The sequence below is a fragment of the Streptomyces sp. BPTC-684 genome, assembly GCF_030028635.1.
Taxonomy (GTDB): Bacteria; Actinomycetota; Actinomycetes; order Streptomycetales; family Streptomycetaceae; genus Streptomyces; species Streptomyces noboritoensis.
Genome location: NZ_CP124863.1, coordinates 3732964 through 3759396, shown reverse-complemented (window position 1 = coordinate 3759396; position 26433 = coordinate 3732964). Strand labels below are relative to the sequence as shown.

General features: G+C 70.9%; 24 protein-coding genes, 1 tRNA gene and 1 riboswitch. Of the genes, 5 read left to right on the top strand and 20 right to left on the bottom strand.

Translation table 11 applies throughout. From position 1 onward, the window contains the following. Window positions 1–95 precede the first annotated feature (95 nt). Entirely contained in the window at window positions 96–887 is a 792-nt protein-coding gene (locus QIY60_RS16700; protein WP_283145968.1) for a hypothetical protein, read from the top strand. 21 nt (window positions 888–908) lie between these two features. Here the strand turns inward: QIY60_RS16700 and QIY60_RS16695 are convergent, their stop codons facing one another. The 3 genes from QIY60_RS16695 to QIY60_RS16685 form a co-directional block, all read right to left on the bottom strand. After that, window positions 909–1295, bottom strand: a complete 387-nt coding sequence (locus tag QIY60_RS16695; protein WP_283143169.1) for a hypothetical protein — start codon at window positions 1293–1295, stop codon at window positions 909–911. Continuing rightward, window positions 1292–1558, bottom strand: a complete 267-nt coding sequence (locus QIY60_RS16690; RefSeq protein ID WP_283143168.1) for a hypothetical protein — start codon at window positions 1556–1558, stop codon at window positions 1292–1294. The genes QIY60_RS16695 and QIY60_RS16690 overlap by 4 nt, the downstream gene beginning before the upstream one ends. 146 nt (window positions 1559–1704) lie before the next feature. After that, window positions 1705–2028, bottom strand: a complete 324-nt coding sequence (locus QIY60_RS16685; RefSeq protein ID WP_283143167.1) for a hypothetical protein — start codon at window positions 2026–2028, stop codon at window positions 1705–1707. 134 nt (window positions 2029–2162) lie between these two features. Between QIY60_RS16685 and QIY60_RS16680 the strand changes: the two genes are divergently transcribed. Next, a complete protein-coding gene (locus tag QIY60_RS16680) occupies window positions 2163–2393 on the top strand; it encodes a DUF4287 domain-containing protein (RefSeq protein WP_283143166.1) in 231 nt (76 codons plus the stop codon). Window positions 2394–2516: 123 nt separating this feature from the next. On the opposite strand, the gene QIY60_RS16675 is transcribed toward QIY60_RS16680, so the two are convergent. Next, entirely contained in the window at window positions 2517–3389 is an 873-nt protein-coding gene (locus QIY60_RS16675) for a Bax inhibitor-1/YccA family protein (RefSeq protein ID WP_283143165.1), read from the bottom strand. Between the two features lie 386 nt (window positions 3390–3775). Further along, window positions 3776–3857 (bottom strand) — tRNA-Leu (locus tag QIY60_RS16670). Window positions 3858–4269: 412 nt separating this feature from the next. Here QIY60_RS16670 and QIY60_RS16665 point away from each other — a divergent pair. Beyond that, the gene (locus tag QIY60_RS16665; RefSeq protein ID WP_283143164.1) at window positions 4270–5040 is read left to right on the top strand and encodes an ABC transporter ATP-binding protein; all 771 of its coding nucleotides are present in this window, start codon (window positions 4270–4272) and stop codon (window positions 5038–5040) included. 93 nt (window positions 5041–5133) lie between these two features. Beyond that, window positions 5134–7662, top strand: a complete 2529-nt coding sequence (locus QIY60_RS16660) for an ABC transporter permease (RefSeq protein WP_283143163.1) — start codon at window positions 5134–5136, stop codon at window positions 7660–7662. Between the two features lie 72 nt (window positions 7663–7734). Here QIY60_RS16660 and QIY60_RS16655 read toward each other — a convergent pair whose 3' ends face one another. From QIY60_RS16655 to QIY60_RS16590, 14 genes are all read right to left on the bottom strand, one after another. Further along, a complete protein-coding gene (locus QIY60_RS16655; protein ID WP_283143162.1) occupies window positions 7735–8976 on the bottom strand; it encodes a phospholipase D-like domain-containing protein in 1242 nt (413 codons plus the stop codon). Between the two features lie 191 nt (window positions 8977–9167). Then, complete coding sequence (locus QIY60_RS16650; RefSeq protein WP_283143161.1) at window positions 9168–10469, bottom strand: cyclopropane-fatty-acyl-phospholipid synthase family protein; 1302 nt, start codon at window positions 10467–10469, stop codon at window positions 9168–9170. A 204-nt stretch (window positions 10470–10673) separates the two neighbouring features. Then, complete coding sequence (locus tag QIY60_RS16645; RefSeq protein ID WP_101388644.1) at window positions 10674–12059, bottom strand: NAD(P)/FAD-dependent oxidoreductase; 1386 nt, start codon at window positions 12057–12059, stop codon at window positions 10674–10676. A gap of 380 nt (window positions 12060–12439) precedes the next feature. Then, window positions 12440–13354 (bottom strand): Ppx/GppA phosphatase family protein, encoded by a 915-nt coding sequence (locus tag QIY60_RS16640; RefSeq protein ID WP_283143160.1) that lies wholly within the window; start codon window positions 13352–13354, stop codon window positions 12440–12442. Then, complete coding sequence (locus QIY60_RS16635; RefSeq protein WP_283143159.1) at window positions 13351–13887, bottom strand: DUF501 domain-containing protein; 537 nt, start codon at window positions 13885–13887, stop codon at window positions 13351–13353. Before QIY60_RS16635 ends, QIY60_RS16640 begins: the two co-directional genes overlap by 4 nt. A 55-nt stretch (window positions 13888–13942) precedes the next feature. Continuing rightward, window positions 13943–14419, bottom strand: a complete 477-nt coding sequence (locus tag QIY60_RS16630) for a septum formation initiator family protein (RefSeq protein WP_283143158.1) — start codon at window positions 14417–14419, stop codon at window positions 13943–13945. A 125-nt stretch (window positions 14420–14544) separates the two neighbouring features. After that, window positions 14545–15831: a phosphopyruvate hydratase gene (gene eno / locus QIY60_RS16625; protein WP_190088318.1), complete on the bottom strand. Its 1287-nt coding sequence runs from the start codon at window positions 15829–15831 to the stop codon at window positions 14545–14547. A 315-nt stretch (window positions 15832–16146) separates the two neighbouring features. Then, entirely contained in the window at window positions 16147–16827 is a 681-nt protein-coding gene (locus QIY60_RS16620; protein ID WP_283143157.1) for a transglycosylase family protein, read from the bottom strand. 2 nt (window positions 16828–16829) lie between these two features. Beyond that, window positions 16830–17032, bottom strand: a riboswitch (cyclic di-AMP (ydaO/yuaA leader). 259 nt (window positions 17033–17291) lie between these two features. Next, on the bottom strand, window positions 17292–18278 hold the full coding sequence (locus tag QIY60_RS16615) for a transglycosylase family protein (RefSeq protein WP_283143156.1): 987 nt from the start codon (window positions 18276–18278) through the stop codon (window positions 17292–17294). Window positions 18279–18428: 150 nt separating this feature from the next. After that, a complete protein-coding gene (locus QIY60_RS16610) occupies window positions 18429–19646 on the bottom strand; it encodes a cytochrome P450 (RefSeq protein ID WP_283145967.1) in 1218 nt (405 codons plus the stop codon). Between the two features lie 65 nt (window positions 19647–19711). Further along, window positions 19712–20671, bottom strand: coding sequence for a nucleoside triphosphate pyrophosphohydrolase (locus QIY60_RS16605; protein WP_283143155.1), 960 nt, complete (start codon window positions 20669–20671; stop codon window positions 19712–19714). 21 nt (window positions 20672–20692) lie between these two features. After that, the gene (locus tag QIY60_RS16600) at window positions 20693–21352 is read right to left on the bottom strand and encodes a SurA N-terminal domain-containing protein (protein WP_283143154.1); all 660 of its coding nucleotides are present in this window, start codon (window positions 21350–21352) and stop codon (window positions 20693–20695) included. A gap of 61 nt (window positions 21353–21413) precedes the next feature. After that, a complete protein-coding gene (locus tag QIY60_RS16595) occupies window positions 21414–21848 on the bottom strand; it encodes a GtrA family protein (protein WP_283143153.1) in 435 nt (144 codons plus the stop codon). Further along, window positions 21845–22837, bottom strand: coding sequence for a glycosyltransferase family 2 protein (locus tag QIY60_RS16590; protein ID WP_283143152.1), 993 nt, complete (start codon window positions 22835–22837; stop codon window positions 21845–21847). The genes QIY60_RS16595 and QIY60_RS16590 overlap by 4 nt, the downstream gene beginning before the upstream one ends. Before the next feature lie 182 nt (window positions 22838–23019). Between QIY60_RS16590 and QIY60_RS16585 the strand changes: the two genes are divergently transcribed. Beyond that, complete coding sequence (locus QIY60_RS16585; RefSeq protein WP_283143151.1) at window positions 23020–25476, top strand: YfhO family protein; 2457 nt, start codon at window positions 23020–23022, stop codon at window positions 25474–25476. 22 nt (window positions 25477–25498) lie between these two features. Here the strand turns inward: QIY60_RS16585 and QIY60_RS16580 are convergent, their stop codons facing one another. After that, the gene (locus tag QIY60_RS16580) at window positions 25499–26350 is read right to left on the bottom strand and encodes a glycoside hydrolase domain-containing protein (RefSeq protein ID WP_283143150.1); all 852 of its coding nucleotides are present in this window, start codon (window positions 26348–26350) and stop codon (window positions 25499–25501) included. Window positions 26351–26433 lie beyond the last annotated feature (83 nt).

Sequence of the window (26433 nt, the reverse complement as noted above, 5' to 3'; positions counted from 1 at the left end):
GTGACGTAATGCACTGACACGGGGAGCGGGTACCCGACAAGCTGATGTAGGAAGTCGGGGAATCGTTTGAATCCGGGAGTAAGTCAGTGAGCGCCATGTCTCTTGCCCTGCTGCTGACCACGGCCGCTGCCACGGCCGTGGGCGCCGCTGCCCTGCACGCCGCCCACGGGCTGCGCAAGCAGGTCGTGGCGCTGCGCGCCGACCTCGCGGCCACGAACGCCGGCCGGTCCGCCACCGTGCCCCACCAGGCGCGCGGCGCGGAAACCCCGCTCGCCGAGATACGCGCGGCCGTCGCCGAGGCGCTCGCCGAGGAGCGCGAGCGCGAGCTCGCCGAGGCGCGGGCGTTCTGGGCGGCGCAGGAGGCGCGGGACGCGGCGGACGCCCCGTCGCTCCTGGGCGGCTTCACGGGCCTCGGGGACGACGCCTCCCTGTTCCTCCCCCGGCAGGCCGACTTCGCCGGTCTGGAGGGCGTGGAGCTGGGCGCCGAGCCGTACGAGGAGTTCCCCGAGGACTCCCCGGAGCTGGCCGCCGCCCGCCGCCGCCACCCCTCGCACCCGGACTTCGTCCCGGTCCAGACGTCGGTCGTGGCCGACCACGAGTCCACGGTCGCGCGCCTGGAGGAGCTGGCCGAGGCCCGCACGGCCCTCGCGGACGTACGCCCCGGCCCGCTCGGCACCCTCGACGTCTACGTCTTCGCCGACGGCACCACGCTGTGCATGACCCCCGGCCACCGCGAAACCTCCGAACGCCTCGCCGAGGCCCTGCGCGAGGGCGACACTCCCGTACTGCTGGGCGGCTCGGGCATCTCGGGCGCGTACGCCCTGACGTTCTCGTGCGGCGAGGAGAGCGTGTACATCCTGGCGGACCGGGTCATCGCTTCGCTGTAGACCCTGCCGGCCCCTTCGGGATCAGCGGTTGAGGTCGAAGACCGGCACCCCACGCCCTTCGTACGCCTTCGGAGCAACCGTGGCGACCACCGCATCGGCGCCCCACTCCGGCAGATGCCGTGCAGCGTGAAGCGCGGCCGCGATGCCGAGTGGGACGCCGTCGCGATGCAACTGGGCGACAGCGAGCATGGCCGGGCAGTCGAGGTCGACGGTGTGGACGACGTCGAGCTGGCCGATGTGCTCGGCGAGCCCCAGATGCTCCCGGTCGGCCTCAAGGATCGACAGAACCGGGGCCCACAAGCGCGTCTCGGGTTCGAAATGCGCCCGGTGAACCAGAGCGGACACCTGCCGGTTGCCGGACAGGGCCAGCAGCGTGGGGGCGTCGAGAACGAGATGGTGCTGGATCACGCCGCAGCGTCCTGCTGCGACTGCGCGAAAGCCTCACGGAGCCGACGGCCCATCGCCGCGCTCTCCTCGTCCGTCACCTCGACCCCGAAGTGCTCGGCCAGATACAGGCGCGTCCGCTCCGCCCGTTCCCGACGCTCCTCCTCGGTCAGCGTGGTCTCCGCGAACTCCTGCACCAGCGAGCGGATCGACGTACCGCGGGACTCGGCGATGACCGCCAGCCGGTCACGCACCTCGGCAGGAACCCGGATCATGGCATCAGACATGGTGCGAAGTATACGTCCGCGTAAACGCCCACAGCAGGGGAATCGGCACACCCGAGCACGCCGGTCAGGGCCTGATCGCGTGGAGTCCTGGGGAAGCGAAGCACCAGAGGCCGACCACGGCCCCAGCGGGCCCCGCCAGGCCGGGCCTACCCGAACGCCCTCCCCATCGCCCCCTCCACCAGCCCCACCGCCTCCGCCAGGCCCCCGGCCGGGGCCGCACCCGTCCGTAGCGCCTCGGCCAAATCGCGGCCCGCCACCGCCACTTGGTCGGCGACCGCGAACGCACCCGCGTCCGGCATCTCGCGCGGAGCGGTGTCGGGGGTCTCGGCGCGTTGGGCGCGGGTCGACAATTCCCTGGCCAGGGTGAGGGCTTCGGTCGCGGCGCCGCGGCGCAGGCGGCTCTCGGGGGCCGCGCGGAGGCGGTCGGCGAAGCGGTCCACGGCGGCGAGGAGCGGGGTGACATCTAGCACGCCGCGACCCTACGCGCCGCCCCGGGACTGTTGCCAATACGCGAACGCTCAGGCACGGTGACGTGAAGGACCCTCCCCGAGTTCTCGGCCGAGTCCGAGCAGGGGACCCCCAGGCAATGCGTCCGGAGGCGCCGATGTCCCAACTGTTCTCCGAAGAAACCCATCGCAACCTGCTCTCCCGCATCCCCCATTGCACCGGTCGTGAAGTCTCCGACTGGCTCCGCGCCGTCGACGAAGGCCCTTCCCTCGTACGGTTCGAGGAGAAGGTCAGCTGGCTCCGGAGCGAGCACGATCTCGCCTACGGCCACGCCAAGGCGATCATCCATGAGTACGACCTGAGGCGGGCCGCGCGCCGCCTGCTCTAGGAAGGGAACCCCGTACGACCCTGTGCTCCGCCCCGCCGATCCGACCCCCCGGCGGGGCGGAGTAACGCGAAGGGGCCCGCCCGGCTGCTGCCGGGCGGGCCCCTCGTCACTGCGCTACGGGCGTCAGTCGTCGCCCTGGAGGATCGCCACCAGACGCAGCATCTCCAGGTAGATCCAGACCAGCGACATGGTCAGACCGAAGGCCGCCAGCCACGACTCCTCGCGCGGGGCGCCGTACGTGATGCCGTCCTCGATCTGCTTGAAGTCAAGCGTCAGGAAGAAGCAGCCGATCAGGATGGCGAGCACGCCGACCGCGAAGCCGAGCGGGCCGAAGCTGCGCAGACCGCCGCCGTCGGCGCCGCCGAAGGCGACCACCAGCAGGTTCACCATCGTCACCAGGACGAAGGCGATGGCGATGGTCATGCCGATGCGCGCGTACCGCGCGGTCACGCGGATCCAGCGCTGCTTGTACGCGAACAGGGTCGCGCCGGAGACCGCCAGGGTGCCCAGGACCGCCTGGAAGGGCGCGCCCGACCAGCGCTCGTTGAACATCTCGCTGATCACGCCGAGGAAGACGCCCTCGAACGCCGCGTAACCGATGATCAGCGCGGGGACGGGCTTCGACTTGAACGACTGGATCATCGCGAGGACGAACGCCACCAGTGCCGAGCCGACCGCGAGGCCGTAGCTGCTCGACGAGACCGGCAGCAGCGTCCAGGCGAGCACGGCGGCGACGGCCACCGTGCCCAGCGTGATCGCGGTGCGCGAGACGACGTCGTCCATCGTCATCACGTTGCCGCGGGCCGGGGCCTGGGGGGCGCCGTACTGCGTGTCCTGCTGGGCGTAAGGGTTCGTCGCGTACGGATTCGTCGCGTACGGGTTCGTCGGTGCCTGCGCGTACGGGTTGCCCCCGGCCTGCGGCGCGGTGTTGAAGCCCGCGTAGCCGTTGTCGCGGCTGAACCCCCGTCGCGAGAAGACCGGGTTGCTGCTCCTCATCTCACTCCTCCATGGCCGCCGTGCGCGGCCTTGACGTCAAGGGTAATGGGAAAGCAAAACAATCACCCTAGTGCTCTGGGAGGATCTTTCCTCGCCGGGCGGGACGTACACCAGGGGGTCCGCCGTCACAAGAGTGCCACGGGAGGCGGCCGGAGGGGCGCCGTCCGGGCGCGGGGCGGGAGGGTGCCGCCGGGACGGGAGCGGGGACGCGGGGCGGGAGGGCCCGGGAAGCGCCCGGAACTGTTTACCCACGCGTCACTCATTCGCCGGTAATCCGGCCGTGCCGGTCGTTCCCCAGCCGTTCCGAGGTCGCTCCGAGGCCGTTCCGCAGTCGTTTTGCGCACCGAATTATCGGTTCTTCCGCCCCTCCCCCGAGGGAGCGAGAGTGCCCGGAGCCGGACTTGAACCGGCACGGCCCTAGGGCCAGCGAGGTTTAAGCTCGCCGTGTCTGCTTTCCACCATCCGGGCTGGTCGCGCGGTTCCTACGTTCGCCCGAAGAGCCTATCCGGGACGGCTCCCTCACACGGCGGAACGGCGGCTGATGTTGTCTTATTTTATTGGCGCTTGAGGGTGCGTCAGCCCGGACCGAAACGGCTGCGGCACATGCCGGAGGCGGTTGGCAGGCATACCGGTCAGCCGGACTGTGCGTAGCGGAATGACGCGAATTCGACTCCCGCTCCCGGACCGCCCGCGCGGCCCGGGACAGCCAGGGGCGGCCAGGGGCGCCTCGGGGGTCGTGTCATACCGGAGGAGGAGGCGAGCGGCGCTCGTATAAGACTCAAGAGGGCCGGGGAACGGGCACAGGGACTGACGATCCGGGGGGTCGGCGGCATCGAGGATGGAGGAGTCCCCAGTTCCGGCTTCCGACAGGAGTCCTCCGTTGACCACCATCCCCACCGCACACCGCGCCACCGCGGTGGCCGCCCGCGCCACCGAGCTGTCGAAGGTCTACGGCGCGGGCGAGACCCAGGTGGTCGCGCTCGACCGGGTGACGGTCGACTTCCGCCAGGGCGAGTTCACCGCGATCATGGGCCCGTCGGGCTCCGGCAAGTCCACGCTGATGCACTGCGTGGCCGGGCTCGACTCGTTCAGCTCCGGGTCGGTCCGCATCGGCGAGACCGAGCTCGGCTCGCTCAAGGACAAGCAGCTCACCCAGTTGCGCCGGGACAAGATCGGCTTCATCTTCCAGGCGTTCAACCTGCTGCCGACGCTGACCGCGGCCGAGAACATCACGCTGCCGATGGACATCGCCGGCCGCAAGCCGAACAAGCAGTGGCTGGATCAGGTCATCGACATGGTGGGGCTCTCCGGTCGCCTCTCGCACCGGCCCACCCAGCTCTCCGGCGGCCAGCAGCAGCGCGTGGCCGTGGCCCGCGCCCTGGCCTCCCAGCCCGAGATCATCTTCGGTGACGAGCCGACCGGAAACCTGGACTCGCGCTCGGGCGCCGAGGTCCTGGGCTTCCTGCGCAACTCGGTGCGCGAGCTCGGCCAGACCGTGGTCATGGTCACCCACGACCCGGTCGCCGCGTCCTACGCGGACCGCGTGATCTTCCTGGCCGACGGCCGCGTCGTCGACGAGATGCTCCACCCGACCGCCGACGGCGTGCTCGACCGCATGAAGGAGTTCGACGCCAAGGGGCGTACGAGCTGATCCGCGGGCCCACGGGCCCAGCCCCGGCCCACCGGCCCCAGCCACCCCGCCGACCCCTTCCCGGCCGAACCCCTCCAGGACTGAGAAAGCCCCATGTTCAAGACCGCCCTGCGCAACGTGCTCGCGCACAAGGCCAGGCTGCTGATGACCGTGCTCGCCGTGATGCTCGGCGTGGCCTTCGTCTCCGGCACCCTCGTCTTCACCGACACCCTCAAGAGCGCCTTCAAGAACCAGTCGGCCAAGAGCTACGACAACGTGGCCGTGGCCGCCGAGTCGTACGGCAGCCGGGACGACGACAAGCAGGACCCGGGCATCGGGAAGCAGACCCTGCGCAAGATCGAGGCCCTGGACGGGGTCACCTCGGTCAACGGGCGCGTCGACGGGTTCGCCGGGGTGGCCGACAAGAACGGCAAGCTGATCGGCCAGGGCTGGGCCAACAAGGGCGGGAACTTCTCCCCCGGCAAGGACGGCAAGGACCCGGCCTACACCTTCACCCAGGGCGCCGGGCCGGTCCGGGACGGGCAGATCGCGCTCGACGAGGACACCGCCGACAAGGGCGGGTACAAGGTCGGCGACCGGATCCGCGTCGCCACCAACGGGCCGGTGAAGACGTACACCCTCGCCGGTGTGTTCACCACCGAGGACGGCTCGGTCAACGCGGGCGGCAGCCTCGTCCTGTTCGACACCAAGGTCGCCCAGCAGCTCTACCTCAAGACCGGGTTCTTCCAGAAGGTCAACGTCTCCGCGAAGCCCGGCACCGACGCCCAGAAGCTCCTCGACCAGGTCCTGCCGCTGCTGCCCGAGCACGCCACGGCCCGCACCGGCCAGGCGCTCGCCGCGCAGGAGGCGGACGACATCGAGAAGGGGCTGAGCGCGCTCAGCCAGACGCTGCTCGCCTTCGCCGCCATCGCGCTCTTCGTCGGCATCTTCCTGATCTCCAACACCTTCACCATGCTGGTCGCCCAGCGCACCAAGGAACTGGCCCTGATGCGGGCCGTCGGCGCCTCCCGCTCCCAGGTGCGGCGCTCGGTGCTCACCGAGGCGCTGGTCGTCGGCACGGTCGCCTCGGCGGTCGGCTTCGGGCTCGGCCTCGGGCTCGCGGTGGGGCTGCGCTCCGCGATGGACTCGTTCGGCGTGAAGCTGCCGGCCGGTTCGCTGATCGTCTCGTCCACCCCGGTCATCGCCGCGCTCGCCGTCGGTGTGATCGTCACCCTGATCGCCGCCCTGCTGCCCGCCTGGCGCGCCGCGAAGATCCCGCCGGTCGCCGCGATGAACAGCGTGCACGCCGCCGCGACCACCAAGTCGCTGGTCGTGCGGAACACCATCGGCGCGATCATCGCCCTGGGCGGCTTCGCCGCGATCCTGGCCGGCGCGGGCGCCGGGCGGGACGGCAAGACCATGATCGGCCTCGGCGCCTTCCTCGCCCTGGTCGGCATCATCGTCCTGATCCCGCTCCTTTCGCGGCCGGTCATCGGCGTGATGCGCCCGCTGCTGACCCGGGCGTTCGGTGTCTCCGGCAAGCTGGCCAGCCAGAACGCGGTCCGCAACCCGCGCCGCACCGGCGCCACCGCCTCCGCGCTCGCCATCGGCCTGACCCTGGTCACCGCCCTCTCGGTGCTCGGCATCACGGTCGGCAAGGCGGTCGACAAGACGACCACGGACAACATCAAGGCCGACTACATGGTCGCGATGGCCAGCGGGGACCGGCTCGACAAGTCGGTCGTGCCGGAGCTGCGCAAGGCCCCGGGCGTCACCGCGGCCTCGCCCAAGCAGGCCTCGTACCTGAAGGTCGACGGCGACTTCCGCTCGGTCGCCGGTGTCACGCCGGGCGACGTCGAGAAGGTGCTGAACGTCGAGACGGTCTCCGGCTCGCTCGCCACCCTCGGCCAGGGGCAGCTCGCGGTCGACGACGAGACGGCGAAGAAGCACGGCTGGAAGCCGGGCTCGCGGCTGCCGGTCGAGTTCGACGACAAGAAGAAGGCGTCCCTCACGGTCGGCGCGGTCTTCAAGAAGCAGGAGTTCCTGGCGCCGATGCTCGCGGCGACCTCGGTCCTCGACCCGCACGAGACCCGGCCGCACATCGAGTCGGTCTTCGTGAAGATGTCCGGCGGGGCCACCAAGGCCAATGAGCAGGCGCTGGTCAACGCGCTCGGCGACAACCCGGCGATCAGCTTCATGGACCAGCAGGACATCCGCGACACCTTCGGCGGCATGATCAACACGCTGCTCAACATCATGTACGGGCTGCTCGCGATGGCGCTGCTGATCGCGGTCCTCGGTGTCATCAACACGCTGGCCATGTCGGTCTTCGAGCGCCAGCAGGAGATCGGGATGCTGCGGGCGATCGGTCTGGACCGCTCCCGGGTCAAGCGCATGATCCGCCTGGAGGCCGTCGTCATCTCGGTCTTCGGCGCGGTGATCGGCACCGGCCTCGGCACCTTCCTGGCCTGGGCGATCGGCGAGACCATCAAGGGCTCGATCCCGGCGTACGCGCTGGTGATCCCGTGGGACCGGATCGCGCTGTTCCTCGCGCTCGCGGGCCTGGTGGGCGTGCTGGCCGCGATGTGGCCGGCCCGCAGCGCCGCGCGGCTGAACATGCTGACGGCGATCAAGACGGAGTAGTCCGCGCCTTCGGACGTACGAGAAGGGCCGGATCCCCTGGTGGGGGTCCGGCCCTTCTTGTACGTGTACGCGTCAGCTGCCGGCGCAGTACGACATCAGCGTGTCGTGGTTGGCCTTGAACTGGTCGTAGACCGCGTCGTCGTTGATCTTCAGGATCGTCTCGTCGTTGGAGCGCAGCGCCTGCCACGAGTAGTTGTGGCTGCCGGTCCAGACGATCTTCTCGTTGGCCACGCCTTCGTACGTACCGTTCACCAGCAGGTACTTGGAGTGGATGCCGATGTTGGTGGTGTGCCCGGCGGGCGGGGTCTCCCAGCACTCGACGCGCGCGGTGAGCTGCCCGTACAGGATCGACTCGACGGTCTTGCCCATCGACGGGACGTCGGGGTCCTTGCCGCCGCCCTGCGGGTTGGCGTCGGCGGCCAGGTAGACCTTGCAGCCCGCGTCCACCATCGAGGCGAGCTTGGTGGCGATCTGGTCGCGGTAGAAGAGGTTGGCCGCCATCCGCACCTCGGAGTGCTGGGTGGCGGAGCAGGTGACCTTGTCGAGGATCAGCTTGACCGTGTCGGTGGCCGGGTCCGTCGAATAGGTGGTGCCGGACGTCTCCTTGCGGGGGAAGAAGTACGTCTTGTAGTTCGGGTTGGTCGAACTGATCGGCGTCGAGTAGTAGTTGTTGTCGCTGGAGCCCGAGGAGCCGTTCGCCACCTGGTCGTTGAAGTACGCCTGGTAGTTGGCGTAGAGACCGGCGTCGACCAGGGTGACGGCGTTGTTGAAGAGGTCGGTGCGCTGGGTGCCCGACATGTTGGCCGAGGTCTGCACGACGACGTTGTCCGCGCCTCCCGTGTGGGAGAAGAGGAAGAACTTGTTGTGGTTGATCGAGCCGTCGTCGCCGGAGTTGAGCTTGCGGTTGGCGATGCAGGCGCGGCCCTGCGGGCAGGACAGGATCCAGGACGCCTTGGTGCGGTCGGTGCCGAGCGCGGCGGCCAGGTTCTCGTACTCGCCGCCCTTGGTCAGCTCACTGCCGTCGGGCTTGAAGTTGTGCGACTTGTAGTCGACGACGAGCTTCACGGCGACGCCGCGGTCCTTCGCGGCGATCAGCGCGGTGCGCAGGACGTCGTCGGTGAAGGTGTACATCGACATCTGGACGGTGCTGCCCGCGGGGGCGTCGTTCACCAGCGAGACGACGTAGTCGCGGATCTTGTCCTGATCGGCGGTGGGGCCGGAGGGGTCGTTGAAGATCGCGCCGGTGGTGGCGGTGACCGTGTCCGCCGAGGCGGCGGTAGGTGCGGCGACGACGGACATCAGGGCGACTGCCATACCCAGCAGCCAGGTTCTGCGGTGGCGGTGCACGCGTACTCCATATGTGGCATATGCATGACAATTCGGACGGCAGGGTCGCCGCCCGGCTGCCGAACGTATCATTCCGTCTGCGGGTCGCCTTGGGCTGGTCGCGCCCGCGCGGCGGAGCCGCAAATCGATACAGCCCCGCGCCCCTAAAAGAGCGGCCCCTACGGGGCGCTCCCCCACGTCCGTCCCCGCAGCGGCATCCCCGACCCCCCGCCCTCCGGTGTCCTCACCGCCAGGATCTGGTTGACCCCGATTCGGTTGCGCTCGAAGGACAGGGCGGAGGCGGCCATGTAGAGGCGCCAGACGCGGGCCCGGCCGGGGCTGGTCAGGTGCGCCGCCCGGTCCCAGCCCGCCTCCAGATTGCGTACCCACTGACGCAGTGTCAGGGCGTAGTGCTCGCGGATGACCTCCACGTCGCGCGCCTCGAAACCGGCGTCCTCCAGGGTCGACAGGGTCCGCCCCAGCGGGGCCAGCTCCCCGTCGGGGAAGACGTACGCGTCGATGAACTCGTCCACGTGGTACGCCGCCTCGTCCCCCTCGGGGCGCCGGGCGATCTGGTGGTTGAGCAGCCGGCCGCCGTCCTTCAGCAGGGCGTACAGGTCGTCCGCGTACTCCCGGTAGCGCACGGAGCCGACGTGCTCGGCCATCCCGATCGAGGAGATGGCGTCGTACGGACCGTCCCGTACGTCCCGGTAGTCCTGCACCCGGATCTCGATCCGGTCGGCCAGGCCCTCCTCGGCGATGCGCTTGCGGGCGTAGGCGGCCTGTTCGGCGCTGAGCGTGATGCCGACGACGTGCGCGCCATGGTGGCGGGCCGCGTGCAGGGCCATCGAGCCCCAGCCGCAGCCGACGTCGAGCAGCCGGTCGCCCGCCTTCAGGCCCAGCTTGCGGCAGATCAGCTCCAGCTTGTCGCGCTGGGCCTCCTCCAGGGTGGCGTCGGGGCGCTCCCAGTAGGCGCACGAGTAGACCATCGAGGGGCCGAGCACCAGCTCGTAGAAGGCGTTGCCCACGTCGTAGTGGTGGCTGACGGCCCGCTGGTCGCGGCGTCTGGTGTGCAGCCGGCCGGTGCGGCGGCGCAGCTCCTCGGCGGGCGGGGCGGGCGGCGGCAGGGGGCCCGCGAGCCGCAGCAGCTCCCGGGCGGCGGCCCGCAGCCTCGGGTCGCGTACGGGATGGACCGCGTCCTTGGGGTCGCCGCCGCGCTCCCAGATCAGCCCGGCCATCAGGTCCAGGGCCAGATAGAGGTCGCCCTCGATGTCGAGCTCGCCGGCCACCCAGGCGCGCGCCAGGCCCAGTTCGCCCGGCTTCCACAGCAGTCGGCGCAGGGCGCGGCGGTGGCGCAGCACGACCACCGGGGCGCCCGGCGGGCCGGCCTCGCTGCCGTCCCAGGCGCGGATGCGGACCGGAAGGGCCTCGCCCAGGAGCTCGCCGGCGAGAGCGGTCAGCCGCGTCGCGGCGTCGGCCATGGCGCACACCTCCGTGAAGTCGACCCCCACATGCCCAGCACCCCGGACAACATTGCCCCGGGCACCGGCCTTCCCGCTACAGCGCCACGGGCGTACATCGGCGGCGCGAAGGTGACGGCGTCGACGGGGCGCGGACGCCGAAGGGGCCGTCCGCACCACGGATGGCGGACGGCCCCTTCGGGACGTACTAAAGGGCGACCGAGGTCAGGAGGCCTTGGCCTTCTCCTCGACCTTGTCCTTCGCGGCCGGGGCCGGAGCGGGCTTGGCGGCCTCGTAGAACTCCTCGCGCGGCGACTCCATGGCGCCGAGCGAGACGACCTCGCGCTTCAGGAACATCGCGAGGGTCCAGTCGGCGAAGACGCGGATCTTGCGGTTCCAGGTGGGCACGGCCAGACCGTGGTAGCCACGGTGCATGTACCAGGCGAGACGGCCCTTGAGCTTGATCTTCATCTTGCCCATGACGATCATCGCGACGCCCTTGTGGAGGCCGAGGCCCGCCACCGCGCCCTTGTTCGCGTGCGCGTACTCCTTCTGCGGGAAGCCCCGCATGCCGGAGACCACGTTGTCGCCGAGGACCTTGGCCTGGCGCAGCGCGTGCTGGGCGTTCGGCGGGCACCAGGCGTTCTCCACGCCGGCCTTGCGGGCGGCGAGGTCCGGGACCTGGGCGTTGTCGCCCGCGGCCCAGATGTAGTCGGTGCCCTGGACCTGGAGGGTCGGGGCGGTGTCGACGTGGCCGCGCGGGCCGAGCGGCAGGCCGAAGCGGGCCAGCGCCGGGTTGGGCTTGACGCCCGCGGTCCACACGATGGTGTTGGAGTCGACCTCAAGGCCGTTCTTCAGCACGACGTGGCCGTCGACGCAGGAGTCCATGGAGGTCGAGAGGTAGATCTCGACACCGCGGCCCTCAAGGTGCTCCTTGCCCCACTTGCCGAGCTGCGGCCCGACCTCGGGGAGGATCTTGTCTGCGGCGTCGACCAGGATGAAGCGCATGTCCTCGCGCTTCACGTTGGTGTAGTACTTGGCCGCGTCGCGGGCCATGTCCTCGACCTCGCCGATCGTCTCGGCGCCGGCGAAGCCGCCACCCACGAAGACGAAGGTCAGCGCCTTGCGGCGGACGTCCTCGTCGGTCGTGGAGTCGGCCTTGTCCAGCTGCTCCAGGACGTGGTTGCGCAGCCCGATGGCCTCCTCGACGCCCTTCATGCCGATGCCCTGCTCGGCGAGGCCGGGTATCGGGAAGGTGCGGGAGACCGCGCCGAGGGCGACGACCAGGTAGTCGAAGGGCAGCTCGTAGGCCTCGCCGACGAGCGGCGCGACCGTGGCGACCTTGCGGTCCTGGTCGATGCTGGTGACACGGCCGGTGAGCACCTCGGCTCCGCGCACGACGCGTCGCAGCGGGACGACGACGTGGCGCGGGGAGATGCTGCCTGCGGCGGCTTCGGGGAGGAAGGGCTGGTACGTCATGTACGACCGCGGGTCGACGACCGTGACGGTCGCCTCGGCGTAGCGCATCTTCTTGAGAATGCGCCGTGCCGCGTACAGGCCTACGTACCCACCGCCTACGACGAGGATTCGGGGACGCTCCGTGGTGCTCATGCCATCGAGTATCCACCCCCCTCCGTACCCCCGCTCGTGCGCCCCTTCACAAGGTCCGACGGGGCCTCTGCTACACTTCGCGGCCCACGTGACCCAGGTCATGGTGTTCGGAGGGAACCAAGGTAGAGGGGAGAACGTTGTTCACCCCTCCTGAACTGGCCCTCACACGGTTCCGCGGGCTAGACCACCGGGCTGCGACACACACCCGTAACACACCGCCCGCCCCTTGGATCGCGCGCGGTTGAGCCCCTGAACCTGCAGAAGAGAGGCCCACGGCCCCGAATCGAGGCCAACCGGCGGGTTTTCCTTGTGAAGAACTTCACGAACTTTCTTGCGGAGGGTGATCCGGAGGGCCCCTCGAAGGCCCTCCGGGACCCCTTTCACGCGATCGACCAGGCGATTCCGTCGAGGATGTCGTGCTCGCTGACCACGACCTCGTGGGCGCCCGTGCGCTCCATGACGGACAGCAGGACCAGCGCGCCCGCCGCGATCACGTCGATGCGGCCGGGGTGCAGGACCGGGATCGCCGTGCGGTCCTCGTGGGTCGAGGCGAGCAGGCGCTCGGTGACCGCGCGGACCTGCTCGTAGGAGATACGGGAGTGGTGGATCGCCGCCGAGTCGTACGCGGCCAGGTCGAGCGCGATCGCGGCGACCGTGGTCACCGAACCGGCCAGGCCCACCAGCGTGCGGGGTTCGCGCAGCGGCACCGTCCGCTCGGCGAGGTCGAGGGCGGCCTCGACGTCCGCCCTTATCGCCGCGATCTGCTCGGGCGTGGCCGGGTCGCCGGGGTGGTGGCGCTCGGTCATCCGGACGCAGCCGACGTCCACGGAGCGGGCCGCGCGCACGTGCCGGGAGCCGACCACGAACTCCGTGGAGCCGCCGCCGATGTCGACCACCAGGTAGTCGCCGTCGGAGTGCAGCTCCTTGGTGGCGCCGGTGAAGGAGAACTCGGCCTCCTGGTCGCCGGTGATCACCTCGGGCTCGACGCCCAGGATGTCCAGGACGCCCCGGACGAACTCGTCGCGGTTCTCGGCGTCGCGGGAGGCGGAGGTGGCGACGAAGCGCAGGCGCTCGGCGCCGAACTCCTTGATGACCGCCGCGTACTCGCGGCAGGCCGCGAAGGTGCGCTCCAGGGCCTCGGGGGCGAGGCGCCCCGTGCGGTCCACGCCCTGACCCAGGCGCACGATCGTCATCCGGCGGTCCAGGTCGACCAGTTCGCCCGTCTCGGGGTCGCAGTCGGCGACCAGGAGGCGGATCGAGTTCGTACCGCAGTCGATGGCGGCGACCCGGGTCACTTGGCGTCCTCCCCCTCTACGCAAGGGGTGACGCAGGGGCCCTTCGCCCACCACTCGGGCAGCATCGCGATCGCCTCGTCGCCCAGCGGGTTCACCCCGGGGCCTGCCGCCAGCGAGTGGCCGACCAGCACGTGCAGGCACTTCACGCGGTCCGGCATGCCGCCCGCGCTCGGGAAGCCCTCCAGGACCTCGATGGCGTCGCGGCGGGCGATGTAGTCCTCGTGCGCGGCGCGGTAGGCCGCGGCCAGCTCGGGGTCCGTCGCCAGACGCTCCGTCATCTCCTTCATGACCCCGTTGGCCTCCAGCGTGCCGATCGCCGACGCCGCCCGCGGGCAGCTCAGGTAGTACGTCGTCGGGAACGGCGTGCCGTCGGGCAGCCGGGGGGCCGTCTCGACCACGTCCGGGTTGCCGCACGGGCAGCGGTGCGCGATCGCGCGCAGTCCGCGCGGCGGACGGCCCAGCTGCTCCTGGAAGGCGGCGATGTCCGCGGCGGTCGGCTCGGTGCGGGGCGTCTGGGGCGGGGGCGTTTCCATCGCGGTGTCTGTCTCAGTCTCTGTCTGTCTGGATCTGTCTCTGGCGGTGACGTCGTCAGTTGCCGGGGCGGTCGGTCTTGTCCACGCCGTCCCAGAGGTTCTGGTGCCAGGGGCGGCCGGTGGCGGCCTTGCCGTCGCGGTGGCCCTTGCCGGCCGACGGGTCGGTCACGGTGTAGCCGGTCTCGCCCGGAAACTGCATGTGCAGGTGCTCACGGGCCAGCCGCTTGACGTACGCGTCGTCCTGGAGCCGCGCCTTCTCGTCGCGCAGCCGCTCGACCTGCGTAGCCGCGTCGTGCTCCTTGCGGCGCTGCTCGGCGATGTCGCCGCGCTGCGACACGTACTGGCGCATCGGGTACGCGAGGGCCACCACCAGCGAGCACATCACCAGGGCGAGCAGGGCGGCCCGCCCGGTGAGCCGGGAGCGGCGGGCCTGGCGCTTGGTCTGGGAGCGGTAGACCCGGGCCGCGGTCTGCTCGCCGAGCACCTTGAGCCGGGCGGCGGTGGAGAACCGGTCCCGGTTGCCCTTGGCCATTCGCCCCGCTCCCCTCACGTACGTACAACGTCCCCGGACACGGTACGGGACCGGGGCCGGGGACGTATGTACGACAGGGCGGTCTGCCCATGTCAGGACTGCTCAGCTGGTCAGCTGGCCTGGGATCAGCCCTTGAAGCGCGGGAACGCGCTGCGGCCCGCGTACACCGCCGCGTCGTCGAGGATCTCCTCGATGCGCAGCAGCTGGTTGTACTTGGCGACGCGGTCCGAGCGGGCCGGGGCGCCGGTCTTGATCTGGCCGCAGTTCACCGCGACGGCGAGGTCGGCGATGGTGACGTCCTCGGTCTCGCCGGAGCGGTGGGACATCATGCACTTGAAGCCGTTGCGCTGGGCCATCTCGACGGCGTCCAGGGTCTCGGTCAGCGAACCGATCTGGTTGACCTTGACGAGCAGGGCGTTGGCGGAGCCCTCCTCGATGCCGCGGGCCAGGCGCTCCGGGTTGGTGACGAAGAGGTCGTCGCCGACGATCTGGACCTTGCTGCCCAGCTTGTCGGTGATGACCTTCCAGCCGGCCCAGTCGTCCTCGTACAGCGGGTCCTCGATGGAGACCAGCGGGTACGCGGAGACGAGCTCCTCGTAGTACTCGGTCATCTCGGCGGCCGAGCGGGACTGGCCCTCGAACTCGTACTTGCCGTCCTTGTAGAACTCGGACGCGGCGACGTCGAGCGCGAGCGCGATGTCCTTGCCCGGGGCGTAGCCGGCCTCCTTGATGGCCTCAAGGATGAGGTCGAGGGCGGCGCGGTTGGACTCCAGGTTCGGGGCGAAGCCGCCCTCGTCGCCCAGGCCGGTGGACAGGCCCTTGCGCTTCAGGACGGCCTTGAGGGTGTGGTAGACCTCGGCACCCCAGCGCAGCGCCTCGGAGAAGGACTCCGCGCCGATCGGGGCGATCATGAACTCCTGGATGTCGACGTTGGAGTCGGCGTGCGACCCACCGTTGAGGATGTTCATCATCGGAACGGGCAGCAGGTGCGCGTTCGGGCCGCCCAGGTAGCGGAACAGCGGCAGGTCGCTGGCCTCGGAGGCGGCGTGGGCGACGGCGAGCGAGACGCCGAGGATGGCGTTGGCGCCGAGCGAGCCCTTGTTGTCCGTGGCGTCCAGGTCGAACATCGCCTGGTCGATCAGGCGCTGCTCGGTGGCGTCGTAGCCGACGAGCTCCGGGCCGATCTGCTCGATCACGGCGAGGACGGCCTTCTCGACGCCCTTGCCCTGGTAACGGCTGGGGTCGCCGTCGCGGAGCTCAATGGCCTCGAAGGCACCGGTGGAGGCACCCGAGGGGACGGCGGCACGGCCGGTGCTGCCGTCGTCGAGGCCGACCTCGACCTCGACCGTGGGGTTGCCTCGGGAGTCCAGGATTTCCCGGGCTACGACGACGTCGATGGACGGCACGAGCATCTCCTTCTGGGATGTGACGCGAATACGCCGGGCCGCGTGGTCCGGCACCCCTGAGCCTAACCGCCTCCGGGGCATCGGCCAGCCGACCGACCGGCTCGTGGGACGAAACGGGGGGCAAAATGTTCCCGAACAAAACAATCCCCCGTGCCGGGGGCGGGACGGGACGGGTTCAGCTTTCAGCTGAGTGGATCACCTGCGGCCCGGTGGGGGCTGGTCGCGCAGTTCCCCGCGCCCCTGATGCATAAGGGGCGCGGGGAACTGCGCGCTCAGCCAGCCACGGTCCGCAGACGAAAACCGGGCCGAAAAAGGTCGCGCCTAGCTCAGGTGGAGCTGCTGGTCCACGTAGATCAGGTTCGCGTCCTTCACCACGTCCTTGTTCAGCTCGAACAGCTTCTGCCAGCCGCCCTTCACGCCGTGCGCCGCCGCGATGGAGCCGAGCGTGTCGCCGGCCTTCACCTTGTACTCGCCGGTGCCGGTCTTGACCGGGGCCGGGCGGGACTCGCCGCGCGAGGCCGGCGCGGACTCGCGCTTCGGGGCCGGGGCGGCCTTGGGGGCGGCCTTGGGCGCGGCCTTCTTCGGGGTCGTGGAGGAGCCGGACGTGTCCACGTTCGGGGACGCGCCACCGGCCGTCAGGTTGCCCGCACCGGCGCAGGACCAGGCACCCGGCCCCTGCATCGCGAGCAGCTTCTCGGCGGTGGCGATCTGCTGGCCCTTGGTGGCCAGGTCGGCACGGGAGGCGTACTGCGTGCCGCCCGCCGCGGCCCAGGAGGACTGCGAGAACTGCAGGCCGCCGTAGTAGCCGTTGCCGGTGTTGATGGACCAGTTGCCGCCGGACTCGCACTGGGCGACCGCGTCCCAGGTGGAGACCGAGGCGGCGGAGGCGGAGCCCGCGGCCATCAGCGGGGCGGCGACGGCCGCACCGGTGACACCGGCGAGCGTGGCGACGCGGACGGCCTTGGACGGGCGACGGTGCTTGCCCTTGCCGGAAAGCAGCATGGAGTTCTCCTCACCGACGCCTGCGAGGTGAGCTGTCGGGTTCGGGCGAGTGAGTGGCCCGGCCGCGCCCCGAAAGGCGCGTCTTCACCCCAAGCCGGTCCCGCAAGCCGTCTCGTACGTCTCGCCGCATTGGCGTACGTCCCTCAACGGCCGGGCCCGGCGCTTACCTTGGGTCCCCCGCTCCTGCCTACGGCGCATCGAGCGTCGACTGTTCCCCGCGACCGGCGGCAGGATTCGGCGTTCCCGGTCGAAGGGGCCCGTGGTGACGAGCGCTCCGACCGTAAACACACCAACCCCTGATGTTCAAAGGGGCACATCGGGGAGAAATCGCCCCCGACGCCCCTTCCACAACACCCGTTTCCGCAGGTCGGGGGCTTATCGCCCGTACCGGACCGACGGGACGCGCCAGTTGACGGAAAGAGACCCATGTCTCACTTACGCAGAAGTGGACATAGGCCCCTGAACTACCCCTTGGCCGGGGCCGGGTTGTCCGTCTTTGTCGGGTTCTTTGTCGGGTCCAGATCAAGGCTCTGGCCGGGCAGGATGAGGTTCGGATCGGTGCCGATCGTCTTCTCGTTCGCCTTGTAGAGCGCGGACCAGCCGCCCTCGACCTTGTGCGAGCGCGAGATGTCCCACAGGTTGTCGCCGGGGCGGACGGTGTAGTCGCCGCCCTCGGTGAGCGCGTCACCCGCCTCACGTGAGTCGGCGTCACCTCGCGAGGCGTGCCGCCCCGATTCATGGGAGTTGTCCGTATTGCCCGGCTCGGTGGTCGCGGGGGTGCCGCTCTCGGCCGGGTCGGGCGTGCCGCGGTGCTTGCCGCCGGAGGCGGCGTCCGGGGAGCCGGTGGCCGGGCTGGAGGGCGTCGTGGACCCGGGCTTGCCGCTCGCGCCCGTGGACGGCGCGGACGGCGTCGTGGACGGCTTGGGAGCGGTGGAGGCCGAGCCGGACGGCTTCGCGGGCGCCGGAGCCGTCTTGGCGGGCGCGGACGGAGTCGCGGCGTCCGGGGTCGCCGCCCCCTCCTCCGAGGGGACGTACGGCGAGGGCGTGGCGCCCGGGTCGACGGACGGCGCACCGGCGCCCGAGGTGAGCCCGGAGACCGCCGAGCAGCTTGTGAAGGCCTTGGGGCCCTTCGCCGCGAGCACCTTCTCGCCGACGGCTATCTGCTGCGCGCGGCTGGCCAGGTCGGGCCGCTCGGCGTACGCCGTACCGCCGTAGGCCTGCCAGGTCTCCTGCGAGAGCTGGAGCCCGCCGTACAGGCCGTTGCCGAAGTCGGCGCTCCACGCGCCGCCGCTCTCGCACTCCGCGACGCGGTCCCACGTGGTCGCGGAGGCGGCGTTCGCACCGCTCGCCGCGAAGAGCGGAAGGGCGAGGGCCGAGCCGGTCACCCCCGCCGCGACGACGAGTGCGGGAGCCTGGCGGGGTCGGCGGTGCCGTCCGTTCCCGGAGCGCATGCTGTGGCCTTCCGTGTGACTACGTCTGTGACTGACGAGCCGGACGTTGAGCCCGGTTCCCGAGTCGAGGGGTGAACGTAGCCGTACTCGAACGCTTGTCACAAGTCGATGCACCCGCGATAACGCCAAAGTCACAGTTATGACGGATCGTCAGTTCTGGTGGGGTGTGAACTCGACCGGAAGCGTGCGCAGTCCGCGCATGATGAGCCCGCCGCGCCAGCGCAAATCGGCAGGATCCGCCCCGAGCCGCAGGTCAGGAAGGCGGCGCAACAGGGTGGCCAGCGCGGTCTTCGCCTCCAGGCGGGCGAGCGGTGCGCCCAGGCAGTAATGGATGCCGTGGCCGTAGCCGAGGTGCTGGTTGTCACGGCGGCCGAGGTCGAGCGCGTCGGGGTCGCGGAACCGCTCGGGGTCGCGGTCGGCGGAGGCGAGGACGACGAGCACCGGGTCGCCGGCGGCGATGTCCTGACCCCCGATCGTCAGCGGCCGGGTGGCGAACCGCCAGGTCGCGAGCTCCACGGGCCCGTCGTAGCGCAGCAGTTCCTCGACGCCGGTGTCCAGCAGGTCCAACTCCCCGGCCGCGAGCGAGGCCTGGAGCCGCTCGCGCTGGTCCGGGTTGCGCAGCAGCGCGTACACGCCGTTGCCGATGAGGTTCACGGTCGTCTCGAAACCGGCGAACAGGAGGATGAAGGCCATCGCGGCGGCCTCGTTCTCGGTGAGGTGCTCGCCGTGGTCGCTGGCGCGGATGAGGCCCGAGATGAGGTCGTCGCCGGGGTTCTCCCTCTTCCGGTGGATGAGTTCGAGCAGGTACCCGCGCATCTTCTTGACCGAGCGGGCCACGCCGCCGCGCGGGCCGCCGCCGTGCCGGATCATCATCCCGGCCCAGTCGCGGAAGTCGTCCTGGTCCTCGCGCGGCACGCCGAGCAGGTCGCAGATGGCGTAGATGGGCAGCGGGAAGGCGAACTCGTGGATGAGGTCGGCCGTCCCCTCCGCCGCGAACCGGTCGATGAGCTCGTCGGTCAACTCCTGTACCCGGGGCGCGAATTCGGCGACCGTACGGGGAGTGAACGCCTTCGACACCAGCCGCCGCAGCCGGGTGTGGTCCGGCGGGTCGATGTTGAGCAGATGCGTCATCAGATCGGCCTTGCGCTCGCCCGGAATGCCGGTCTTGCCCTTGGCGTGCGCGGGCTCGTCGTGGTGCGCGGGGTTCTTGGAGAGCCGCTGGTCGGCGAGCGCCTGCTTGGCGTCCGCGTACCGCGTCACGAGCCAAGCCTCGACCCCGCTGGGCAACTTGGTCCAGTGCACGGGCGAATGCTCCCGCAGCCACCCGTAGACGGGGTACGGGTCGGTGGCGAACTCCCAGGTGAACATCTCGGGGGTGGACGGGTTCCCGGGCGCGGGGTCCTGGCCGGGCGGGGTCGAGGGGCTCACCGCCGTCAGGCCCCTTCCGCCGTGCGGATCGCGTCCCGGTACGCGCGGGCCGCCGCGCGCAGCGCCGCCTCCGGGTCCGTGCCGTCGGCCTCCGCCGCGGCCGCGAGGGCGAGCAGGCGGTAGCCGATGCCCTCGCCGGACGGCAGGGGGACGTCCAGGGAGGCGATACGGGCGCGGGAGGCGAGCTTGGCCGCCAGGGCCAGGGCGGGCTGGCCGAGCGGGATGCCCTCGGTCACCGAGTCGCGCTGCTTCTCGGCCGCCTTCTGCCGCAGCCAGTGCTCCTTGACCTCCTCCGGCGTCTCGGCGCGCTCGTCGCCGAAGACGTGCGGGTGGCGGTGGATCAGCTTCTCGACGATCGTCCCGGCGACGTCGTCCACCGAGAACGGCTCTTCCGGGTCCTCTTCGGCGATCCGGGCGTGGAAGACCACCTGGAGGAGCACGTCGCCGAGCTCCTCGCGCAGTTCGTCGCGGTCGCCCTCCTCCACCGCCTCGACCAGCTCGTACGCCTCCTCAAGGGCGTACTTCGCCAGGCCCTTGTGGGTCTGCTGGGACGACCACGGGCACGCGCGCCGGATCCGGTCCATGACCTGGACGAGGTCGAGCAGCCGGGCTCCCGGCAGGTCGTACGAGCCCGGCAGCAGCTCCAGGTCGGGCATGGCGACCCTGCCCGAGCCCGCGAGCCGGGCGAGGCCGTCGGTGAGCCGCCGGTCGCCCTCGCCGGAGGGGAGGACGACCACCGTACGGCCCCCGGCGCACGCCTCGACCAGCTCCCGCGCCTCGGGCTCCGCGAGCTCGACCTCGACGCCCGCCTCGCGCAGATACGGCAGCTGCGGGTGCCCGGGGTCGGCGCAGAGCACCCGGTCGGCGGCGCGCAGCGTCTGCCACGCGGGCCAGGACAGCAGTCCGGGCGCCACCCGGTGGCTGGCGGTGAGCAGGACGACGCGGCCGGGTTCTTCGAGAGTCACCTCTCGAACCTACCCGACCGGTCACCCGGTGACCGGGGCCTCCTCCTGGGGTCCGTTCTTGGTGACCTGGGCGATCCACGGCGTCTTGGTGTCGGCGAGCTGGATCGCCTTGTCGTCCCACGTCCCGTACCGCGGATTGACGTCGATCTTGAGCTTCTTCGACGCCTCGGTGAGCGTCTTGGTGACGGCGGCCTGGCCCTGCGGGGTGGACAGGTCGGCGCCGGTCGCGGCGGCCAGCGCGGTCAGCTGGACCTGCTCGCGCACCGCGTCGTCGATCTGGTCGGGGGCGACGCCGCGCTGCTGGAGGAGCATGTCCGCGAACGCCTTCTCGCCGCCGGCCTGCTGGGCCATCGCGGCCCGGGCGTCCTGGAGCTGCTTGCGGGTGACGCTCACCCCGGCGTCGGCGGCGGCCCGGTCGAGCACCCGGTCGAAGATCAGGCCGTGCAGCTTGGCTCGGCTGAGCTGGCCGGTGTTCTTGATCAGCTGGGCGGCCTGCGGCGAGGCCTGCTGCGCCGTACGGACGTCCTTGACCTGGGCCTGGAGCGCGGAGACCGGGATCCGGTCACCCCCGACGACGGCCGCGGCGCCCGGGTGGGCCTCGCTGCCGCAGGCGGTCAGGAGTGGGCCCGCGCCGAGGAGCGCGACGGAGAGGGCGAGTGCGGTGCGACGGCGGCGGTGCAAAGGAGCCTCCCGGCGGATCGTGCGACAGTGCAGCGACCTGATGACCTTGCGGTGATCGATGTTAGGCAGTTGGCGTGGCGCGGGCCACTGATTCGCCCAACGATTCGGTCGTGGCGGGAGTCTCGGGGCGCAGCATGATCGTCCGGGAGAGGACGAAGGTGACCGGAATGGCCGCCGCGGCGGCGATCAGCGGAGCCCAGGTGCTGCTGAGGCCGAGCAGGTCCACCAGGACGTACATCCCGGTCGTGGTGATCACGAAGTTGGCCGCGTTGGTGAGCGGGAAGAGCAGGAACTTCCGCCAGGTGGGCCGGGTGCGGTAGGTGAAGTACGAGGTGAGGAAGAAGGAGCCCACCATGGCCAGCAGGAAGGCCGTGATGTGGGCGACGACGTACGGCACCCAGGGCAGGAAGAGCAGGTAGAGGCCGTAGTACGTGCCCGTGTTCACCACGCCCACCAGGGCGAACCGGACTATCTGGGCGGCGGTTCCGGACTTCATCGGCGGGCGAACTCCCGGTCCGTGCCGCTCTGCCGCTCCTGCTGGCGCGGCACGCCGCCGCCTTCCTGGCCGGAAACGTTCGTCGCCTGCACCAGGAAGTGCGGACGGCGCTTGACCTCGTAATAGATGCGGCCGACGTATTCACCGACCACGCCCAGCATCACCATCTGCACTCCGGCCAGCGCGGTGACCACCACGAGCAGGGTGACATATCCGGGGGTGTCCACGCCGTTCACCATCGCGACACCGACGATCCACGCGGAATACGCCGTGGCGATCCCGAGCAGCAGCATGCCCAGATAGACGGCGGCCCGCAGCGGCTTGTTGTTGAACGAGATCATCCCGTCCAGGCCGTAGTTGAGCAGTTTTCCGAACGTCCACGCGGAACGTCCCTGTTCCCGTACCGCATTCTCGTAACTGAACGTGGTGGTGCGGAATCCGACCCAGGCGAAGAGCCCCTTGGAGAAGCGGTTGTACTCGGTGAGTTCGAGTACCGCGTCGACCGTCCTGCGCGAGAGCATGCGGAAGTCTCCCACGCCGTCGACCAGTTCCACATCGACCAGGCGGTTGATCAGGCGGTAGTACAGGCGCGCGGTGAGCGTGCGCGTGACGCGGTCGCCCTTGCGGGTGCGCTGGGCGATCACCTGGTCGTGGCCCTGGGCGTGCAGGTCCATCATGCGGCCGATCAGCTCCGGCGGGTGCTGGAGGTCGGCGTCCATGATCACCACGGCGTCCCCGGCGGCGTGCCGCAGCCCGGCGAGCATCGCCGCCTCCTTGCCGAAGTTGCGGCTGAAGGAGACGTAACGGGCGCGCGGATCGCGGGCGGCGATCTCCTGGAGCAGCGGGAACGTGCGGTCCTTGCTGCCGTCGTCGACATAGAGGAGTTCGAATTCCGCGTCGAGCCGGGAGATTTCCTTGGTCACCTGATCATGGAAGCGACCGATGATCTCCTCTTCGTTGAAGCAGGGCACGACAATCGAGATGAGCACGGTTCTCCCCCGTCGATACGGAGTACGGCTGTGGCAGTCAACGAAGAACAGCCGGGCCAGACGTCCGGGGCGGATTCACCGAATGACGACCGGGCGTCGATTGCGTGAACTGAACCCCCGGGCCGCTGATTTACGTGCAGCGGTCCGGCATATTCGACGGCAGCGAACAGCAGAGGATCCCCATGCCGACTCTCGAAGCCGTCCAGCTTCCCCCCGCCGCCCCGGCCGTGGCCGCCGGGACCGGCCGCCCCGTCGCGCGGGCGTCCGCCCTGGCCGCGCTGATCACGGTGGTCGCGGTGTGCGCCGCCGACGCCGTCGCCCGGACCTTCCCCTTCGGGCGGCACACCCGCGGCGTCAACGACCTGGGCAACCAGTTCGTCCCGTTCCACGCCCATCTGTGGGACCTGCTGCACGGCCGCGCCCACGGCGGCGCCCTGGTCAACTGGCAGTCCGGGTACGGGACTTCGTTCCTGCCCGACATCGGTACGTATCTGGGCAGCCCGTTCGCCCTGCTGGTCGGGGTCTTCCCGCGCGAGGAGATCGACCTCGCGGTGTACGTGATCACGGTCCTGAAGATGGCCGCGGCGGCGGTCGCCATGACCGTCCTGCTGCTCACCCTGCGCCCCTCCCCCGGGCGGCGCTGGGCGGCCGGTGTCCTTGGGGCGGCGTACGCGCTGTGCGGCTGGTCGGTGATCGAGGCCACGTACAACACGATGTGGCTGGACGGGCTGATCGCGTTCCCGATGCTCTGCCTGGTCGGCGAGTGGGCCCGGGCCCGCAGGCACGCGCTGGTCGGCCCGGTCGTGGTGGCTCTTGCCTGGACGGCGAATTTCTACACCGCCTACATGGCCACGATCGGGGCGGGCCTGGTCCTGCTGCTGCGGCTGTTCCTGGAGGAGACGGAGGTACGGGCCCGGGTGTGGGCGCTGGCCCGCGCGGCCTGGACGTCGGCGCTCGGCATCGGGCTTTCGGCGCCCATCCTCTTCACCGTGTTCCTGGGCACCAAGCACGCGTATCCGGGCTGGAGCAAGGAGTTCCAGCCGGTCCCGTGGAGCGACTTCCTGGCCCGCTGGCTCCCGGCGACGTACAGCTTCTCCAGCCCGGCGCTGTTCCTGGGCACCGGCGCGCTGCTGCTCGCGGGGGCGCTGGCGTTCAACCGGGCGGTGCCGGGCCGCGAACGGTACGCGTGGACAGGGCTCGCGCTGCTGGTGGCGCTCTCCTTCCAGTGGAAGCCGACGCATCTGGCCTGGCACGCCTTCCAGACCCCGAACGGCAGCCCGTACCGCCAGACGTTCGTCCTGAGCGGGATCCTGGTGATCGCCGCCTGGATCTGCGTGGCGGACGGGCTGCCGGACCGGCGGGCGCTGCTCGGCGGCGGCGGGGTGCTCGCGGTGATCGCCGGCGGGGCCGCCTTCAGCGAGCTGGTCTCGCCCTGGTCGTACCCCTTGTTCTTCGGCGGGCTCGCGGCCGCGCTCGGCGCGCTGCTCGTCGCCGGGCGGGCCCGGGGCCGCCGGGCCGTGGCGCTGACCGCCGTACTGCTCCTGGCCGGGGCGCAGACCGCGCAGGCGGCGGTGACGGTGGCCTACGGCGACCGGGAGCGGCTGCACCGGCTCGACAGCTACCCGGCGTGGGGCTCGGCGCACGACGCGCGCGAGGCGGCGGTGGCGGGGGCCGACGGCTGGCCCGCGTACCGCACCGACCCGGGCAGGCGCCAGATCACCGGCAACGACCCGCTGCTGCTCGGCGGCGAGGGCGCCTCGTACTACAGCAGTCTCACTCCGGACGTGCTCACCAGGACGATGACCGCGCTCGGCGGCGGCTGGACCTCGCGGGGCCGGTCCGTGCAGAGCCTGGACAACCCGGTGACGGACGCGGTGTTCGCGGTCGGGGCGCGGGTGCGCGCGGACAAGGGGAAGGCGCCGACGGTCACCCGCGCCCCGGTGCCGCCGCTGGTGACGGTGCGGGGCGGCGACGGGACCCCGACGTACGGGAAGTCGCCGTTCCGGAACCAGGAGTCGCTGCTCGGGGCGCGGGTGTACACGCTGCCGCGCACGCTCGCCGAGGGGTGTGCGGCCGGGCAGGAGGCGTTCCTGTGGGCGCCCGAGTACACGGGCTGGGCGCGGCTCGGCTCGGGCAAGTGGGTCGAGTTCCGGGGCGGCGCCCCGAAGCGGCGGGCGGCCCTGGCCCCGCTGGGCGTCTCGACGGGCCCCTCGTCCGGGGTGACGCTGCGCCCCGCGTACAAGAAGGCGCGGCTGGGCTGTCTGGACCGGGGTGCGCTGACGGCGGCGGTCGACCACCTGCGTACCACCGGGGCGACGGACGTGAAGGTCACGGACAGCGGCGTACGGGCCGTTCTGCCCGCCGGGGCGAGCGGCACGGCGGTGTTCGCGATGCCGAGGATCGCGGGCTGGAGGTGCGCGGTGAACGGCGGCGGGGCCAAGCCCGCGGACGCGTATCTGGGCCTGGTGGCGGTGCGGTTGACGGGGAGCGCTTCCCCGTCCACGGTCTCCTGCGACTTCCGCCCGCCGGGCCTGAAGGCGGGGTCGGCGGCGGGGGCGGCCGCGCTGGCGGGGCTGATCGGGACAGGGGCGCTGCTGACGGTACGCAAACGGCGGGCCGGGGCGCCGAAGCACCCCTGACCCGCCGCGTGGTACCCGGTGGTTACTTCGCCACGACGGCGACCGGGGCGTCCCAGGCGTTCCGGTCGACCGTGAGGGTCACGCCGCCGTACGTCTCCTTCTTGTTGATGGCGTACTGGTGGCCCCTGCGGTGGCCCGACCACTTGGTCCCGAAGGGGTAGCCCGTGGTGGTCGACGCCGTGTCGTCGTACGCCGCGTACCAGAGCGCGTCCGGCATGTCGGTGCCCGGCGAGACGGCGGCGACGGCGGCCGCGCTGGAGGAGGCGAAGCCGTAGAAGCCGGTGCGGTAGCCCTTGGCGTGCAGGGCCTTGTTCCACGCGCGCGTGTAGGTCAGCACGGTGTTCTTGCAGGAGGTGTTCGCGATGTCGAACCCCTCCATGTCGAGGTAGACCGGGCTGCCCGGGCGCATCCCGAGCCCCGACGCCTTGGCGCCGGCGTCCGCGCCGTCCGTCGCCCCCAGGGAGGCGGCGGTGGCGGCGGTCATCTTCTCCGGGTTGCTCCCGGACTTGCAGGGCGGCTGGGCGCCCACGTACAGGGGGATCAGCTTCCAGCCGACCGCGCTGACCGACTTCACCCAGGAAGCGGTGAGCTGGGGCTGGGCGCAGCCGCGGTTCTTCCCGCCGATGTACACGGCGGCGCCCCCGTACGGGGAGGCCGTCTTCCACGCCTTCATCTGCGCGAGCGTGGGCGCGGTGCAGGTGTCGAAGGCGCGGCCGGTGAAGGTGGCGGGCTTGGACAGCGAAACGGGCCTGGCAGGCATGGCGGCCGCGGCGCCGCTCCCGGAGGAGGAGGCCGCCTGGGCGGTCAGGGCGCCGCCCACGAGGAGCAGGGCACCACCGGCGGCCATGGCCATGGTGCGGTGTTTCTTCGACATCCGGTGACGGGCCACTTCGATCCTCAACTGGTCGCAGGGATAAGGGGAACGCACAAGAGAAAGGCAAAAGAGAGGAGGGAGCG